This window comes from Mycobacterium ahvazicum (assembly GCF_900176255.2).
GTDB lineage: Bacteria > Actinomycetota > Actinomycetes > Mycobacteriales > Mycobacteriaceae > Mycobacterium > Mycobacterium ahvazicum.
The window spans coordinates 1,500,233-1,516,805 of record NZ_FXEG02000002.1; the positions used below are offsets into that span (position 1 = coordinate 1,500,233).

At 66.2% G+C, this 16,573-nt stretch carries 17 protein-coding genes; 12 read left to right on the forward strand and 5 right to left on the reverse strand.

The window, feature by feature from the left end; all coding sequences use genetic code 11:
* Window positions 1–20: 20 nt before the first annotated feature.
* The 7 genes from MAAFP003_RS09275 (at window position 21) to MAAFP003_RS09305 (ending at window position 9,148) form a co-directional block, all read left to right on the forward strand.
* Window positions 21–1,247 (forward strand): winged helix-turn-helix domain-containing protein, encoded by a 1,227-nt coding sequence (locus tag MAAFP003_RS09275; protein WP_096286302.1) that lies wholly within the window; start codon window positions 21–23, stop codon window positions 1,245–1,247.
* Window positions 1,247–2,629: a class I SAM-dependent DNA methyltransferase gene (locus tag MAAFP003_RS09280; RefSeq protein WP_243393840.1), complete on the forward strand. Its 1,383-nt coding sequence runs from the start codon at window positions 1,247–1,249 to the stop codon at window positions 2,627–2,629. Before MAAFP003_RS09275 ends, MAAFP003_RS09280 begins: the two co-directional genes overlap by 1 nt.
* On the forward strand, window positions 2,626–3,711 hold the full coding sequence (locus MAAFP003_RS09285) for a restriction endonuclease subunit S (protein WP_096291008.1): 1,086 nt from the start codon (window positions 2,626–2,628) through the stop codon (window positions 3,709–3,711). Before MAAFP003_RS09280 ends, MAAFP003_RS09285 begins: the two co-directional genes overlap by 4 nt.
* 366 nt (window positions 3,712–4,077) lie before the next feature.
* Window positions 4,078–5,652 carry an MFS transporter gene (locus MAAFP003_RS09290; protein ID WP_243393841.1) on the forward strand — a complete coding sequence of 525 codons (1,575 nt, stop codon included), beginning with the start codon at window positions 4,078–4,080 and terminating at the stop codon, window positions 5,650–5,652.
* 61 nt (window positions 5,653–5,713) lie between these two features.
* Window positions 5,714–6,466 carry an FAD-dependent thymidylate synthase gene (gene thyX, locus MAAFP003_RS09295; protein ID WP_096286306.1) on the forward strand — a complete coding sequence of 251 codons (753 nt, stop codon included), beginning with the start codon at window positions 5,714–5,716 and terminating at the stop codon, window positions 6,464–6,466.
* Between the two features lie 82 nt (window positions 6,467–6,548).
* Window positions 6,549–7,451 carry a 4-hydroxy-tetrahydrodipicolinate synthase gene (gene dapA, locus MAAFP003_RS09300; RefSeq protein ID WP_096286308.1) on the forward strand — a complete coding sequence of 301 codons (903 nt, stop codon included), beginning with the start codon at window positions 6,549–6,551 and terminating at the stop codon, window positions 7,449–7,451.
* 20 nt (window positions 7,452–7,471) lie between these two features.
* Entirely contained in the window at window positions 7,472–9,148 is a 1,677-nt protein-coding gene (locus MAAFP003_RS09305) for a ribonuclease J (protein WP_096286310.1), read from the forward strand.
* A 56-nt stretch (window positions 9,149–9,204) separates the two neighbouring features.
* Here MAAFP003_RS09305 and MAAFP003_RS09310 read toward each other — a convergent pair whose 3' ends face one another.
* Window positions 9,205–9,552, reverse strand: a complete 348-nt coding sequence (locus MAAFP003_RS09310; protein WP_096286312.1) for a YbaB/EbfC family nucleoid-associated protein — start codon at window positions 9,550–9,552, stop codon at window positions 9,205–9,207.
* 257 nt (window positions 9,553–9,809) lie between these two features.
* Between MAAFP003_RS09310 and MAAFP003_RS09315 the strand changes: the two genes are divergently transcribed.
* On the forward strand, window positions 9,810–11,135 hold the full coding sequence (locus tag MAAFP003_RS09315; protein ID WP_096286314.1) for an EspA/EspE family type VII secretion system effector: 1,326 nt from the start codon (window positions 9,810–9,812) through the stop codon (window positions 11,133–11,135).
* Between the two features lie 47 nt (window positions 11,136–11,182).
* Entirely contained in the window at window positions 11,183–11,497 is a 315-nt protein-coding gene (locus MAAFP003_RS09320) for a type VII secretion target (protein ID WP_096286316.1), read from the forward strand.
* A gap of 83 nt (window positions 11,498–11,580) precedes the next feature.
* Here the strand turns inward: MAAFP003_RS09320 and MAAFP003_RS09325 are convergent, their stop codons facing one another.
* Window positions 11,581–11,928, reverse strand: a complete 348-nt coding sequence (locus MAAFP003_RS09325) for a YbaB/EbfC family nucleoid-associated protein (RefSeq protein ID WP_096286318.1) — start codon at window positions 11,926–11,928, stop codon at window positions 11,581–11,583.
* A 232-nt stretch (window positions 11,929–12,160) separates the two neighbouring features.
* On the opposite strand from MAAFP003_RS09325, the gene MAAFP003_RS09330 reads away from it, so the two are divergent.
* From MAAFP003_RS09330 to MAAFP003_RS09340, 3 genes are read left to right on the forward strand one after another with little or no spacing between them, the layout of a single operon-like run.
* Window positions 12,161–13,507 (forward strand): EspA/EspE family type VII secretion system effector, encoded by a 1,347-nt coding sequence (locus tag MAAFP003_RS09330; RefSeq protein WP_096286320.1) that lies wholly within the window; start codon window positions 12,161–12,163, stop codon window positions 13,505–13,507.
* Between the two features lie 52 nt (window positions 13,508–13,559).
* On the forward strand, window positions 13,560–13,886 hold the full coding sequence (locus MAAFP003_RS09335) for a type VII secretion target (protein ID WP_096286322.1): 327 nt from the start codon (window positions 13,560–13,562) through the stop codon (window positions 13,884–13,886).
* Window positions 13,887–13,944: 58 nt separating this feature from the next.
* Complete coding sequence (locus MAAFP003_RS09340) at window positions 13,945–14,550, forward strand: hypothetical protein (protein ID WP_133160835.1); 606 nt, start codon at window positions 13,945–13,947, stop codon at window positions 14,548–14,550.
* 1 nt (window position 14,551) lies between these two features.
* Here the strand turns inward: MAAFP003_RS09340 and MAAFP003_RS09345 are convergent, their stop codons facing one another.
* From MAAFP003_RS09345 to MAAFP003_RS09355, 3 genes are read right to left on the reverse strand one after another with little or no spacing between them, the layout of a single operon-like run.
* Entirely contained in the window at window positions 14,552–15,424 is an 873-nt protein-coding gene (locus MAAFP003_RS09345) for an SAM-dependent methyltransferase (RefSeq protein ID WP_096286326.1), read from the reverse strand.
* Window positions 15,425–15,429: 5 nt separating this feature from the next.
* Complete coding sequence (locus MAAFP003_RS09350) at window positions 15,430–16,254, reverse strand: mycofactocin-coupled SDR family oxidoreductase (RefSeq protein ID WP_096286328.1); 825 nt, start codon at window positions 16,252–16,254, stop codon at window positions 15,430–15,432.
* Window positions 16,251–16,565 (reverse strand): putative quinol monooxygenase, encoded by a 315-nt coding sequence (locus tag MAAFP003_RS09355; RefSeq protein WP_096286330.1) that lies wholly within the window; start codon window positions 16,563–16,565, stop codon window positions 16,251–16,253. Before MAAFP003_RS09355 ends, MAAFP003_RS09350 begins: the two co-directional genes overlap by 4 nt.
* Window positions 16,566–16,573 lie beyond the last annotated feature (8 nt).

Sequence of the window (16,573 nt, forward strand, 5' to 3'; positions counted from 1 at the left end):
TCGACCGGTATTCTCGGCGCGTGTCGATCAGGAGGCTGACCGCCGCGCAGGCACGGCGGATAGCCGTTGCGGCCCAAGGGTTTACCGAGCCGCGACCCGGCGGCGCGATCACCCGCGCTCACCTGCGTCGGCTGATCTCGAGAATCCAAGTGCTGCAACTGGATTCAGTCTCCGTGGCGGTGCGCGCCCACTACGCGCCGGTGTTCAGCCGGCTCGGCCCCTACGATCGCGACGTGCTCGACGGTGCCGCCTGGGGGCCGCGCTCGTCGCGGTTGCTCGCCGAGTACTGGGCGCACGAGGCCGCGCTGATGGCCGTCGAGGACTGGCCGCTGCTGCGCTGGCGGATGCGCCACTACCGGCACGGCCGGTGGGGTACCCACATCGTCAAGGCGAACCCGGAGCTCGCCGACAAGATCGTCGAGGCGGTCACCGAACTCGGGCCCAGCACCGCCGGACAGATCGAGGCTCATCTCGAGGCGGAAACAGCTGGCCCGCGGGGAAGTTGGTGGGGCACTCGCAGCGACACCAAGTGGGTAGCCGAGGCGCTGTTCGCCTCCGGGGTGCTCACCACGGCCACCCGGGTCGGGTTCGCCCGCCACTACGACCTGGTGGAACGGGTGCTGCCGGCCAGTGTGCTGGCCCGCGAGGTCGACGACGCCGAAGCCATCCGCGAGCTCAGCCTGCGCGCGGCGACCGCGCTGGGCGTGGCCACCGAGGCCGACATCCGCGACTACTTCCGGCTGTCCGCGCAGCAGGTCAAACCGGCGATCGCCGAGCTGGCCGCGGCCGGCGAGGTCGAGCGGGTCGAGGTCGACGGCTGGTCCGCGCCCGCATATCTGCACGCCGGCCGCGCCGTGCCCCGACAGGATCGCGGCACCGCGCTGCTGTGCCCGTTCGACCCGTTGATCTTCTTCCGGCCCCGGGTCCAGCGGCTGTTCAATTTCCACTACCGCATCGAGATCTACACCCCGGCAGCCAAGCGGAAGTACGGCTATTACGTGTGGCCGCTGCTGGTGGACGGTCAGCTGATGGCGCGGGTGGACCTCAAGGCCGATCGCACCGCCGACACGCTGCGGGTGGTGGGGGCGTTCGGCGAGCCCTCCGAAGCCGATCGAGCCCCGCGCGCCCGGGTGGCCGCCGCACTGGCCGGCGAGCTGGAGTCGATGGCGTCATGGCTTGGCCTGGGCGGGATTACGGTCTCGAGCCGCGGCGACTTGGCCACGGAACTGCGCAAGCGGATCAGCTGATGACGTCGTCCAAGGAGCTCAGAGCAACGCTGTGGAAAGCGGCTGACAAGTTGCGCGGATCCCTGTCGTCCGGTCAGTACAAGGACGTTGTGCTCGGGCTGGTGTTTTTGAAGTACATCTCCGCGTCGCACTGGAATACCTTGGTGGACAACGCGAAATCCCCTGGCATCGGTCGGGTCGCCGACAACGCGATGGGCGCGGTGATGGCGGCAAACCCGGCCCTGGCCGGACTGTTGCCGCGGATCTATGAGGACCTCGACCAGCGCCGGCTCGGCGAGCTGGTCGAGCTGTTGGAGAACGCGCGGTTGGTTGGCCCGGGCCCTCGGGACCTGATGGGGGAGGTCTACGAGTACTTCCTGGGCAATTTCGCGCGAGCAGAAGGGAAACGGGGTGGTGAGTTCTTCACCCCGCCCAGCGTGGTGCGGCTGATCGTGCAGGTGCTGGAACCGGTGCGCGGGCGGGTGTACGACCCGTGCTGCGGCTCCGGCGGCATGTTCGTGCAGACCGAGAATTTCATCGCCGCCCGCGACGGCGACCCCAACGACGTCCGCATCTACGGTCAGGAGGGCGTCGAGCAGACCTGGCGAATCGCGAAGTTGAACCTCGCTATTCACGGCATCGACAACGCGGGCCTGGCCCACGGTGACACGTTCGTCGAAGACCTGCACTGCGGCGTGCGCATGGACTACGTGATGGCCAATCCGCCGTTCAACATCAAGGATTGGGCCCGCGACGAGCACGATCCGCGCTGGCGCTTCGGTGTTCCCGCGGCCGGCAACGCCAACTTCGCCTGGATTCAGCACATCCTGGCCAAGTTGGCGCCGGGGGGTCAGGCCGGGGTGGTGATGGCAAACGGCTCGATGTCGTCGAATGTGGCCGGGGAGGGCGACATTCGCGCGCGGATCGTCGACGCCGACCTGGTGTCCTGCATGATCGCACTGCCCGCTCAGTTGTTTCGCAGCACCGGAATACCGGTGTGCCTGTGGTTCTTTGCGATGGATAAAGGTGATCGGTCGGGGCAGGTGCTGTTCATCGACGCGCGCGGGCTCGGCTATCTCGTCGATCGGGCGGAACGCGCGCTGACCGACGACGAGGTCGTCCGGATTAGCGGCACCTACCACGCCTGGTGCGGGTCGTCGTCGGCGAAAGATGTTGTATACGACGATATTCCGGGATTTTGCAAATCCGCTTCGCTGGAAGACATCGCCGCCGCCGGTTACCTGCTGACACCGGGGCGCTACGTCGGTACACCGGCGACCGCCGAGGACGCGGAGCCGCCCGACGAGAAGATCGCCCGGCTGACCCGGGACCTATTGGTGGCGCTGGATGAATCCGCGCGAATGGAAATGGTGCTGCGAGAACAGGTGCGTCGCCTGTGCTGAACGCGACGCTGGGCGAGTATCTCGACTTCCGCTCCGGAAGCGGCGCGCCGGCCCGGGTGCCCGGCGGGCGGTTTCCCGTCTACGGTGCCAACGGCGCGATCGGGTACGCGGCGCAGTCCAACGCGAGTGGCCCACTGATCGTGCTCGGTCGCGTCGGGTCGTATTGCGGCAGTGTGCGTTACTGCGACTCCGATGCGTGGGTCACCGACAACGCGCTGGTGTGCCGGGCCAAAGAGCCTGCCGAGACCCGCTACTGGTATTACGCGTTACAGACCTGCCGGCTCGGCGATCATCGGGCCGGGTCGGGCCAGCCCCTGCTCAATCAGGCGATTCTGCGCGACGTTTCGGTGCGGACCGTTCCCGGACGCCAACGCCAGCGGATCGCCGCACTACTCGGCGCCTTCGACGACAAAGTGGCGTCCAACGAACGCGTGATCAACGCCGCCGAGCGGCTGATGCTGGGCCTTGTCGAGCCGATCGGTGACCACATACCGCTGTCGAAACTGGCGCAACTATCCACGGTCGTTCGCAAACCGCGTCAATTCGACGGCTTCGTAGCGCATTTCAGTCTTCCGGCGTTCGACGACGGCGCCACTGCACGGCGCGTCGAGCGGGCGACGGTGAAAAGCGACAAGTTCGTGTTGTCGCAACCGTGCGTGTTGTTCGCCAAGCTCAACCCGCGGATTCCGCGTATCTGGAATGTCGTGCAGTTGCCTTGCGAAATGGCGTTGGCGAGTATGGAATTCGCCGTGCTCACTCCCGACGGCGTCGATACCTCGGCGCTGTGGGCCGCGGTGGGGCAACCCGACGTCTCGCATCGACTGCAGCAACAGGCCGCCGGAACCTCGCCCAGTCACCAACGCATCCAGCCGCGAGACCTGACCGATGTCGAGGTGCGCGACGTTCGGCGCCTGAGCGCCGATGCGGCACAGACGATCACCGCTGCGGGCGCGCTGTGCCATGCGCGACGTGCCGAGTCGGCAAGGCTGGAAGCATTTCGTGATGCGTTGCTGCCGTTGCTGATAACGGGGGTAATAAAACCAGAAGTCAATGCCCACGCAACTCACAGGTTGTCGACATAAATCGCCCTTACGCTGGAATACATCACTGACGTCGCCTCGTCGGGAGGGGACACGTGGTCGTTCCGAGAGGAGGGGCAGATGTCGAGTTGCATCGCACGCCAAGGGGGCAGATGTCGAGTTGCATCGCACGCCAAGGGGGCGGCGGCGCCGGGGGCCGCGTTCTCGGCGGTGGCGGGAGCGGTGGGTGGTTATAGCAACCTGCTGGCGGAGAGATCGCCTGCATCGCATAGCCTTTGGCACTACGGAAGTCAATCAACTCGCATGTCACCCACGCCGGAGAGTTGCGAAGCGATCCCGTGGGCAATTAATCATGCAGCGGAAATAGCCGTGCGCTGCAGGCGATCTCACACATGCCAGGGGCGGCGTGTGAACTTTCGCATTGATGCGCGCCAGGTCGCTCCGAAGAATCGGGTCCTGGTTGTGGCAATCGTGGCTTCGATGGTCACCTTTCTCGACGGCAACATCATCAACTTGGCCCTGCCCGCCACAGCGCACGAACTCGGCGGGGGCTTGACGCTGCAGCAGTGGATTGTCGACGGCTATTTGCTGGCGCTCGCGGTGGCGATTCTGCCGGGCGGCTCTCTTTCCGATTTGTTCGGGCGACTGCCGATGCTGCGCGTCGGCTTGGTGACTTTCGCGCTGGGTACGGCCCTGGCGGTCGTTGCCGCGTGGCCGGCGATGCTGATCGTCGCTCGGCTTGTCCAAGGTCTGGGCGGTGCGTTGCTGGTCCCGGGTTCGCTAGCCCTGATCAATTCCACCTTCGACCGCACCGAACGTCCCGCCGCCATCGGAGCGTGGACCGCCTGGACCAGCACGATCTTCGCGCTGGGCCCGGTGCTCGGAGGACTGGCCGTCGACTACCTCGGCTGGCGGTGGATTTACTTCCTGCTGATGGTGCCCGCCATCGTTGCGTTCGCGCTGACATACTGGCTGCGCCCGACACCGCGTCCCGTCGAACGCGCCCGCGTTGACTTCGCCGGTGCTGCGTTGACCGCGATCGGGCTCGGCGCCATCGTGTACGCGCTCATCGAGTCCAATCGGGGCGGCTGGAGCAACCCCTTGGTCGCGACCCTATTAGCGGTGGGTGTCGCGGCGCTGCTCGCGTTTGTGGCCTGGGAGCGTCGCGCCCCGCAACCGATGGTGCCGCTGAAACTATTCGCCATGCGCAACTTCGCCGGGGCCAATCTGGCGACCGCATTCATTTACGGCGGCCTGACGCTGGGTTCCATCGCCATGGCGCTATATCTACAAGAGGTTGCGGGTTATTCAGCCCTGCTGGCGGGTCTGATCACTCTGCCCACTCCCGTTGCGTCGATGCTGTTCGCCCGCCGGGTGGGCAACGCCGCTGCGCGTGTCGGCCCGCGGATCTTCCTGACCGGTGGCCCGGTGTTGGCCGCGATCGGACTGCTGACGATCTGCCCTTCCGGTCATCATTTCGATTTCCTCACAAACCTGCTGCCGGGCCGGCTGATGCTGGCTGCCGGGTTGGTCCTCACCATCACGCCGCTGAGCTCGGTCATCTTGGTTTCGGTTGAGCCCGTCCACAGCGGAATCGCGGCAGCGATCCAAAACGCGGTAGGTCGGACTTCCGCGTTGACCGCCGTGGCGTGCCTGGGGGTAATCACCGCAGGCCCACTGAACAACGCCGGTTTCACCCGGCTACTGGAGGTTTCGGCATTGCTGTATCTCGCGGGCGCCGTCGTCGCTGCGATGGCCGTCGCCAACCCGGCAGTGCCCGCTGAACCGATCACCGAGAAGCTGCCCCTCGGGGACACCGCGGGCGAAACGCCCACGCCCGTCTGGCCGACCGCACCCGAACCGCAGCGGCCGCCGCGGCTTCGGGTCGGGCACGCGATGAAAAGAACGCTCGGCCCGATGCCCCTGCGAGCGCATCTGCGCCACGTCACGCGGTATGCCGAACCCTCCGACGAGCTGTCCTGAGCCTTCGCGTTTGGCGGTTCCCCCGGCGCGGCGCGCGTGCCGCCGGGCTAGGGTGAGCGCCGTGGCCGAGACCGCGCCGCTGCGCGTGCAACTGATCGCCAAGACCGAGTTCTTGGCGCCGCCCGACGTGCCGTGGACCACCGACGCCGACGGCGGGTCCGCGCTGGTCGAGTTCGCCGGGCGCGCCTGCTACCAGAGCTGGTCGAAACCCAACCCCAAGACCGCCACCAATGCCGGTTACATCAAACACATCATCGACGTCGGCCACTTTTCGGTGCTCGAGCACGCGACGGTGTCGTTCTACATCACCGGCATCTCGCGGTCGTGCACGCACGAACTGATCCGGCACCGCCATTTCTCCTACTCGCAGCTTTCGCAGCGCTATGTCCCGGAGACGGAGTCGCAGATCGTGGTGCCGCCGGGCATGGAAGACGACCCCGAACTGCGCGAGATCCTGGCCGCGGCCGCTGACGCCAGCCGCGCCACCTACACCGAGCTGCTGGCCAAGCTCGAGGCCAAGTTCGCGGATCAGCCCAATGCGGTGCTGCGCCGCAAGCAAGCGCGCCAGGCGGCCCGCGCGGTGCTGCCGAACGCCACCGAAACCCGCATCGTCGTGACCGGGAATTACCGCGCCTGGCGGCACTTCGTCGCCATGCGTGCCAGCGAGCATGCCGACGTGGAGATCCGGCGGCTGGCCATCGAATGCCTGCGTCAGCTCATCGACGTCGCGCCGGCGGTGTTCGCCGATTTCGAGATCTCCACCCTGGCCGATGGCACCGAGGTCGCAACCAGTCCGCTGGCCACCGAAGCCTGAGCCGACTGCGCCGGCTCGCGCACCGAAGCCTGAGCCGCGCGGCGGCGAAATCGGGTTGGCACCGCCAGGTAATCTTGGACCCGTGAGTTCTGTCGGATTCGATGCCCCCGCGCGTCTGGGAACCTTGCTGACCGCAATGGTGACGCCGTTCGGCCCCGACGGTTCCCTCGACACCGCCGCGGCGGCGCGCGTGGCAAACCACCTGGTGGACGCCGGTTGCGACGGGTTGGTCGTCTCGGGAACCACTGGTGAATCGCCCACCACCACCGACGACGAGAAGCTCGAACTGCTGCGCGTGGTCCTCGAAGCCGTGGGAGACCGGGCGCGTGTCATCGCCGGGGCGGGCACCTACGACACCGCGCACAGCATCAAGCTGGCCAAGGCCAGCGCGGCCGAGGGCGCACACGGACTGCTGGTGGTCACGCCGTACTACTCGCGGCCGCCGCAGCGCGGGCTGATCGCGCACTTCACCGCCGTCGCCGACGCCACGGACCTGCCGGTGCTGCTGTATGACATCCCGCCGCGGTCGGTGGTCCCGATCGAACCCGACACGATCCGCGTGCTGGCGTCACACCCGAACATCGTCGGGATCAAGGACGCCAAAGCCGATCTGCACAGCGGCGGCCAGATCATCGCCGAAACCGGGTTGGCCTACTACTCCGGAGACGACGCGCTCAACCTGCCCTGGCTGGCGATGGGCGCGACGGGCTTCATCAGCGTGATTTCTCACCTCGCCCCGAGCCAGCTTCGGGAGTTGTTGTCCGCCTTCGGTTCCGGAGACATCGCGACTGCCCGCAAGATCAACGTCGCGGTAGCGCCGCTGTGCAACGCGATGAGCCGCCTGGGCGGAGTGACGCTGTCCAAGGCGGGTCTGCGCCTGCAGGGCATCGACGTCGGCGATCCCCGGTTGCCGCAGGTGCCCGCGACGCCCGAGCAGATCGACGCGCTGGCCGCCGACATGCGTGCGGCCTCGGTACTTCGGTGACCCAAGGGGTGGCTTAGAAAGTGGATGTAGACCTCAGCCCGCCAGGTCCGTTGACCACAGGTGGGTTGCGGGTGACCGCGCTCGGGGGCATCGGCGAAATCGGGCGCAACATGACGGTTTTCGAGCATCTGGGCCGGCTGCTGATCATCGACTGCGGGGTGATGTTTCCCACCCACGACGAGCCCGGCGTCGACCTGATCCTGCCCGACCTGCGCCACATCGAAGACCGGCTCGACGACATCGAGGCGCTGGTCCTGACCCATGCGCACGAGGACCACATCGGGGCGATCCCATTCCTGCTGCGGCTGCGGCCCGACATCCCGGTCGTCGGCTCCAAGTTCACCCTGGCGATGGTGGCCGCGAAGTGCCGCGAGCATCGGATCAAGCCGGTGTTCGTCGAAGTCAAAGAGGGACAGAGCAGCCGCCATGGCGTGTTCGAGTGCGAATACTTCGCGGTCAATCACTCCATCCCGGACGCACTGGCCATCGCGGTGTACACCGGCGCGGGAACGGTTCTGCACACCGGCGACATCAAGCTCGACCAACTGCCGCTGGACGGCCGGCCCACCGACCTCCCCGGCATGTCGCGGCTCGGCGGCGCCGGTGTGGATCTGTTCCTGTGTGACTCGACCAACTCCGAGATCCCCGGGGTCGGGCCGTCGGAGAGCGAGGTGGGCCCGACGCTGCACCGCCTGATCCGCGGCGCCGAAGGCCGCGTGATCGTGGCTTGCTTCGCCTCCAATGTCGACCGAGTGCAGCAGATCATCGATGCCGCAGTGGCTTTGGGCCGGCGAGTGTCGTTCGTCGGGCGCTCGATGGTGCGCAACATGAGCATCGCCCGGGACCTGGGGTTCCTGCGGGTCGACGACTCCGACCTGATCGACATCGGGGCGGCCGAGATGATGGCGCCGGAGCGGGTGGTGCTGATCACCACGGGCACCCAGGGTGAGCCGATGGCCGCGTTGTCCCGGATGTCGCGCGGCGAGCATCGCAGTATCACCCTGACCGCGGGGGATCTGGTCGTGCTGTCGTCGTCGCTGATCCCGGGCAACGAGGAGGCCGTTTACGGCGTGATCGACGCGCTGGCCAAGGTCGGTGCCCGAGTGGTCACCAACGCCCAAGCCCGGGTGCATGTTTCGGGCCATGCCTACGCCGGCGAATTGCTCTTCCTCTACAACGGGGTGCGGCCCCGCAATGTGATGCCCGTGCACGGCACCTGGCGCATGTTGCGCGCCAACGCCAAGCTGGCCGCCTCCACCGGGGTGCCGGAGGAGTCAATCCTGTTGGCCGAGAACGGTGTGAGCGTCGATCTGGTCGGCGGGAGGGCGTCGATCGCCGGTGCGGTGCCGGTCGGCAAGATGTTTGTCGACGGGCTGATCACCGGCGACGTCGGCGACATCACTCTGGGCGAGCGGCTGATTCTGTCCGAGGGCTTCGTCGCGGTGACTGTGGTGGTGACCCGCGGCACCGGGCGACCGGTGACGACGCCGCACCTGCACTCACGCGGATTCTCCGAGGATCCCAAGGCGCTCGAGCCCGCGGTGCGCAAGGTGACCGAAGAACTCGAAGCGCTGGTCGCCGACAACGTCACCGACCCGATCCGGATCGCGCAAGGCGTACGGCGCGCCGTCGGCAAGTGGGTGGGCGAAACCTATCGCCGCCAGCCGATGATCGTTCCGACCGTCATCGAAGTGTGACGCCGTTTCGCGAAATATATTTTGGCGCAGTACTTTTCGGTGCCTGGTCAGCCTGTTCAGGTCAAGCCCAAAATGCTGTTCAGCGAGCCGGTAACTTCGGCGAGTGACGCGACCAGGCGCTCGTCGTCGGCGTCGCCGGCCGCGGTGGCGGCGGCCTCTGCTCTGTGCAGCGCGTCGTTGATGCGCTGCTCGACGGCCTCGGAGCCCAGCCTGAGCAGTCCCGGCTCGATGGTGAGGCCGGTCAATACCAGGTGCCTGTCCACGGTCACTTCGACGGTTTGGGTTTCGTCGCTGACCGTAACGGTAGCGGTGTTCGTTCGATGGATATGGTCGTCGATGATCGACTGAAATTGCTGGGCTTGCGCCAGCGCCTCGGCGACCTGCGGGTGTATTTGGGCGGTCATCAGCGCCGTCCTTCCCTTGTCAGGAACAGTATTTTTGGGGGCTGAACTGGTGATGTTTTCGGTCCAGTATCTCCTCAAGTTTAAAGCGAATTACCCGCCACGAATGCATTTGTTTAGGCAGTGTTTTTTGAGTGAATCCAATTTTCATATGCCATTAGTGCGCAAAAAATTGGTGCGCGGATGGCGTCAAATGCCGTGTTACGTTGCGTATGCGCAACTGTTGCCTAGGTGCAACGTTCGAACGAAGGGAATCTCCGATGTCTATCTTTGCTTCTGCCGCCAGGTGCATCGCCAGCCTGGCCAACCTGGGTCAGCAGGGTGCCGGCCTGGGCCTCGATTTCAGTGGCTGGAGCGGCTCAACGCCGGGCGCTGAAGGCTACGCGACGACAGCCACCAACACCGCGGCCGACCTTGGGTCGATCGGGGCCGCCATCGGCGGCAAGATGATGTCTCGGTCCATCAAGAACATGTCTCAGGCTGAACTGATCCAGCTGCAGAACCGGATGGGCGGACAAAAGGGCGTCAACGACTTCGCCAAAGCGGCCAGCATCATCTCCTGGACCATCACCACCGTCCAGCTTTTGCAGCTGACGACCGGATTCGGGACGCCGTATGACGGCGCTGCCCTGCAAACCGGTTCGCAACAATTCACTTCGCTCGCCGGGCAGCTGAAGTCCGCACTTCCCGACACCGAGTGGCAGGGCGATGCGTCGCAAGCCTATGCCGACCTGGACGCGGCGCTGCAGACAGCGGCGCAGCAAATGGCCGACCTGGACACCCAGCTGGCGGCTCTGGTGAAAAACCAGGGCGAGTGGGTCACCCATATGCAATTGGCTTTCAGCATATTGAACGGTCTGCTCACCACGGCCCTGATCATCGAGTTGATTCTCACGATGGCGGTGCCGGCGCCGGTCGGGCCCGCCGTGGCGAAGATCTTCGCGATCACGGTTGCGAGTTTGGGGATTGCGGCCGCCGTGAGCTTCCTGGGGACGTTGCTCGGCTATTCGATCGAGAACGGCAAAAAGGCCGATGCCTTGGCCGAGCGCTACGCGGCGCTGGTCGCGGGAATCGTTCAAAACAATACGGTGGCTCAGGCACAGGTGGCCGTCGCCCGCCAGTCCAACTCGGCGATGTCGAACTTCGAGACCATCTCGGCCAATCTGTCCGCAAATTCCGTCTTCGCCGGCGCGCCGGGAGTCGCACCGCCGGTGGCCAACGATCGCCCGGAGCGGCGCCTGCGGCAAGACGCCGCGGCACCGGCTGCGCCCACGACACCGGCGGCGCCCGCGGCACCGGCTTATGCGCCTACCGGCACCATGCCCACGCTGGTTCAGGCCGCCGCAATGTCCGGCACGAACCTGTCCGGCCGGGTGTCCCAGCCTGAAAGCCTGGTCAACCAGGCCAAGGCGCAGGTGCGCAGCCTCGCCCAAGAAGACCCGCACGAAGAGGCCGCTGCACCCGTCAACGAGGTCCGCGCCGACGACGGTGCGGGTGGCTATGGGACCGAGCGCGCACCGATCGGGGCGGCGCCGGCGGCCGCCGCACCGGCGGAGGTGCCGAGCCCATTCCAGCGCAGCGTGTAATTCGTTGCGGACCAATGTGATTCAGCAGTATTCAAGGAGAAGTAACCATGACTGATCTAGCCGTCACACCAGAACACCTCGACAATTTGGCGACCAAGCAAGACCAGGCCAGTACTCAGGCCAAGACCGCGGGGTCTGCGGGCTCCAATGTAGAAGTCGCCGTATGGGTCACCCACGGCGTCATCAGCGGGACATCCAACGTGGCCTTCACCAAAGCCGCCGCCGCGCGCAAGAAGACGGCCGACGCGATGAGCAAGGCGTCGACCGGGCTCGCCGGCAAGCTGCGCACCGCGAAGGCCGTTTACGGAAGCGCCGACGACGAAGCGGGCAAGAGCATCGACCGACAGCTCCTGGATCGCTGATCACGTCGAAGCGCAGTGGGACATTTCCGTAGCAAGGAGACTCGTGCTTGTCGGCGGAAAACGTTGCGGCAGAGATGGTCTGGTTAGTTCAGCCCGAAACTGTTCTTGAGCGAGCCGGCTATTGCGGCCAGTGATTCGACGAAACGCTCGCCGTCGGCGGCGTCGGCCGCGGTCGCCGCGGCCACGGCATTGCACAGCGCCTCGTTCACGCGCTGCTGGACCGTCTCGGCGCCGAGCCTGAGCAGGCCTTCTTCGATGTAGAGTCCGGATAGCCAACGATGTCCGTCCAGCGTTACCTCGACGCTCTTGGCTTCGTCGGTGGCGGTAACGCTATTCGTGGCCGTTCGATGCACCTGGTTGTCGAGGGCCGACTGAAACTGGTGGGCCTGCCGCAGCGCATCGGCGACCTCGGGGTGCACATCGTCGGTCATGGTGTCCTTACTGGCTTGGTCTCCGGTCGCTCCGCAGTGTAGATCGGCTCGTCCGCTGCCTGCAGGTGTTTCCGGCCACCCGAGACTGTGGCCCGAGTTCTGGTGCACGCCTTGCAAAGAGCCAGTTAACTGTTTGCTATTCGGACACGACATCGCGGGGCTCGGGTTAGGTTGTTCGGCAAAACTCGGCGGCGCGGGGCACCGAGGGTGAACGTAGGGGGAACCAACACCGATGTCCGTGTTCTCGGCAGTCGCGCAGGTCCTCGCCAATCTGGGCTCGGTGGGCGGACAGGCCGCAACCCTCGGCCTGGATTCCACCGGTTGGAGCAACCCGACACCGAGCACGATGGCGAAGGCCGCGACGGGTACCGGCATTGCTGCGACCGGTCTCGGGGTGGTGGTCGTTCCCGCCGCAGATGGGTTCGTGGGCAAGGTCTTTCAACATTCGTCCCATCTCGGGCGCGAGGCGATGATGGCCAAGATGGGCGGGTCGGCGGGAGCAGCGCGGTATGCACAGGGGATGAGCATCATCTCGTGGACGATCACCATCGTGGAACTTCTTTCGCTGACGACCGGATTCGGATATCCCTACGAGGGAAACAGCGTCGAAAGCGGGTCGGAAGAATTCCAGGCACTCGCCACCGAACTGCAGTCCGCCCTCCCCGGTGCCGACTGGACAGGCGCGGCTTCCGAAGCCTATGCCGAGGTCAACAGGAATCTGGCGGACATCGCAGCGAAGCTGGCCCAGCTTGATCTCGAGTTGGCGGCCCTGACCAAGGAGCATGCCGAACTGGTCGCCCAAATGCGGTTGGCCTTCGGTGCATTGAAAGCCACCCTGCTCGGTGCTCTGGTCACCGAACTGGCCATCACCATGTTGGTGCCTGCGCCGGTCGGCCCCTCGTTGGCGATGGCGTTCGCGATTTCAGTTGCGGTGGCTGCCATTGCGGCCTCGCTCGGTTTCCTGTCCACCGTGCTCGGCTATTCGGTGCAGCGCGCCCAAGGCGCGAACGCTTTGGCCAACAGATATGCGGAGCTGGCCCCTACGCCGCTCAGTCAGCGTTCGGCCCCGCCGACGCCGATTCCACAGTCCAAATCGTCCACCGTACCGCACTTCAATCCGGCAGGCGGGCAAGGTGTTTCGGCCGTCGGCGGTCATCCGGTGACCGCTTCGGATGCGGGCCGGGGGGAAGGGCGACACGTGGCTCAGCAGGGTGTGGCTGCCACGGTCGGCATCGCGACGCCTGCCACGCCGAAGGCGCGCGAGCACGGCGCACCGGCTGCGGCGACGGCCACCATGCCCACTCTGGTTCAGCTGGCTTCGAGGTCGGGGTCGGCCGCGTCGGTGGCCAGCCAGCTGACTCCCCACGCGGAGCTGTTCAGCCGCGCCAGGGCACAGCTTCTCGCTCAGCCTGCCCAGCAGAGCAAGAGTCGACCGGGCGAAGCGGCTCCGGGCCCGGACGGAGCACGTGCCGGTGAGGCAAGCGAGAACCTGCCCGCTCTGGTCCTAGGGAACCTTGATGCGTACGTCGCTGCCGGGTTTGTCGGGCCGGTGTCAAGCGTGGCCGCCAAGACCGGGTGAAGCGGAGCCGAGTCGTTGCCGCTGATAGACAGAGAATCAAAGGAGTGAGCCCATGGACAAGAAGCTGGACGCCACACCACAACACATCGTCGCGCTGGCGACCGCCCAGGAATCCGCGGCAGCCCAGGCGCTGAGGGCGGGAGCTACGGGCTCCAATCTGCGGGACGCGGTATGGGTCACCCACGGCGTCATCAGCGGGGCGTCCAATGTCGCCTTCACCAAAGCTTCGGCCGCCCGCGCTAAGACGGCGGAAGCCGTCAGCAAGACCGCGGCTGCGCTCGCCCAGAAGTTGCAGACCGCCAAGAACGCTTACCAAAACACCGACGAGGCCATGAGCAACAGCCTCGCGGCGCAGTTTGCGGAATATCGGTACCGCTGACGTTTCCGCACGGGTGCTCATTGCGCTGGCAGCGCAGCGATTTCAGGAAGAAGGGGCCATGCCGCAGTACGACGACCAAGATCCGCTGGCCGCATTGGATTTCGTCGAAGACAAGCCCGCCTCGGACGCGGAGTCAGACGAGCTGGCCTTTCTGGATTATCCGGCTCACGCAAGCCACGACGACGTTGTCGAGCAGTCCGATGCTGCGCTGGACACGTACGTGCCCGAGCCAACCGGCCCCGGGCCCGACGACACCGAAACCGCGCTGGACGCCGTCGCCCCGCTACCGACCGCGCAAGCCGGCCAGGGCGCTGTCGGCATGTACACGGTGATCAACCCCCCGGAGACCGTGTCCGTATCGGCACTGCTGGACGGCACAACGGGGCGTGTCGCGCTTTCGGCGAAGGTGACGAGCATGAGTGAAGCCGAGCTCGCCGAGGAGATACTCATCATTGCCGACCTGGCGCGCCGACAGGCGCTGGCGGGCCAGCAGGCGTACTTGTTGGGCGGGGACTCCCTGGCGGAAACCATGCGCGAATTGGGGTCAGACGGCTCCGAGGTGGTACGGGAGTTCATGGAGAACGGCCTCGGCCTGACGACGCAGGATCAGGCGGACGCGGCTCGCGCGGAAGTGTTCGCTGCCCGCTACGGCCGTAACAAATGAGTTAGACCTTCTCGGCGTAGGCCGACCATTCCAGTTGTGACGCTTTGAGTTTGCGACCGGTGGGTGCGACGTAACGCGCGACCAGTTCGTCCGGCCCGGCCTGCTCGACCAGCCGCCAGCCGTATTCGCCGATGAAGTCGGCGACCTCGTCGGGCTCCAAGCCGAAATGCCACAGCTGTTTGCGCTGGCGCACGGTGCGGTACAACGTGCGGGTGCCGTAGCGGTTCGTCCCGTCGATGAAGTCGCGGCGGACGTAGGTGAACACCAGCCGGCTGCCCGAAGCCGCGGCCCGCAGTCCGTCCAGCGTTCGACGCACCCCCTCCTCGGTGAGGTACTGCGTCACGCCTTCACAGAGGAAGAAGGCCCGGTAGTCGGTGCGATAGCCGTGCTCGGCCAGGGCGGTGAGCAGGTCGTCGCGCTCAAAATCCAAGGCCACCAAGCGAACCGAGAGCGGCGGACCGCCCAGCACCCGCCGCAGTGTCTTGGCCTTGCGGGCGATGTTGACCGGCAGGTCCACTTCGAAGACCGGCATCCGGACCCGCCGGTTCAGCAGGTAGGCGCGGGTGTCCAGTCCGGCGCCGAGGATGACCACCGCATCGATGTCGTCGAGGGCCTCGGTGATCTTGTCGGCGATGAATCGCTTGCGGCAGGCCAGGTTTGCCCACAATCCGGGCCCGCTGTGTTCGGATGCACGAATCATCAGGCGGCGGATCGGCGTCGCCCGGGTCGTGGCGACCAGCCAGCGCAATGGAGCCGGCAGGAACAGATCCGCGAGGTCGTCGTCGACCAACCGGCGCCCGACCGGTTCGTTCTGCTCGACGGCGGCCAGCACCATGGGGCCGAAAGCGGTCTGCGCAGCGGGGTTTCGCGCCATGTCGGCTACTTGTTCAAGAAGCCCGCGTCGACCGGCAACGTCACGCCGGTGATGTAGCGCGCCTGGTCGGACACCAGCCAGGCCACCGCGTTGGCGATGTCCTCGGCGTCCAGCGTCTCCACCGGCATGGCGTTTCCCATCGCCGCGGGCGCGTCGGTCGCGGCGGCCATCTTGGCCAGCCATTCCCGGGTGAACTCGTTGTTGATCATCGGCGTCTCCACACCGGAGGGGTGAATCGAGTTGACCCGAATCATCTCCCTCGCAAGCAAATTCGCGTATATCCGCATCAACCCCACCACGCCGTGCTTGGCGGCGGCGTAACCGACGGAACCGGCGTCCGGGCTGCCGACGCCGGCCAGTCCGGCCGCCGAGCTGATCAGCACGATCGAGCCACCGTCACCCTGGGCCACCATGGTCGGTATCGCAGCCTTGATCGTGTTGTAGACACCGGTCAGGTTGACGTCGATGACATCGCGCCAGCCGTCGTCACCGGATTGCATCGGCGCGATACCGGCGTTGGCCACCACGATGTCGAGACGGCCGAGCTCGTCGATACCGGCCTGCACGGCGGCCGAAAGCGCCGCGCGGTCACGCACATCGGCCTGCTTGGCCACGATTCGGGCGCCGGTGTCTTCGACGAGTTTGACGGTGGCCGCCAGGTCCTCCGGTGTGGCCAGGGCATAGGGCACGCTGGCGATCGGCGCGCAGATGTCGACCGCGATCACGTCGGCGCCGTCGGTGGCCAGTCGCACCGCGTGCGCACGGCCCTGGCCGCGGGCCGCGCCGGTGATCAGCGCGACCTTTCCCTGCAGCGGGCCGGGAGCGGTCACCGCCGCAGTTGTCCCTTATCCGCGTCGCCCGCGGGGACCGGCTGCAGCATCTTGATGTCGGGCGCCCCGGCGAGGTGCTCTCCGGCCGCGGCGAACATCTTGCCCACCGCGGGCGCGGTGCTGTGCACCTTCAGCGCCTCTTCGTCGGCCCACTGCTCGACGAACACGAAGGTCTCACCCGACTCGTGCACCGCATACAGCTGACAGCCGGGTTCAGCGTGCACCTCCTCGGCCGCGGTCTTGAGGATGTCGCGGACGGTGTCAACCGATTCGGGCTTGACGGTCAAGGTGGCGACGACGACGACGGGCATGCGGAGCT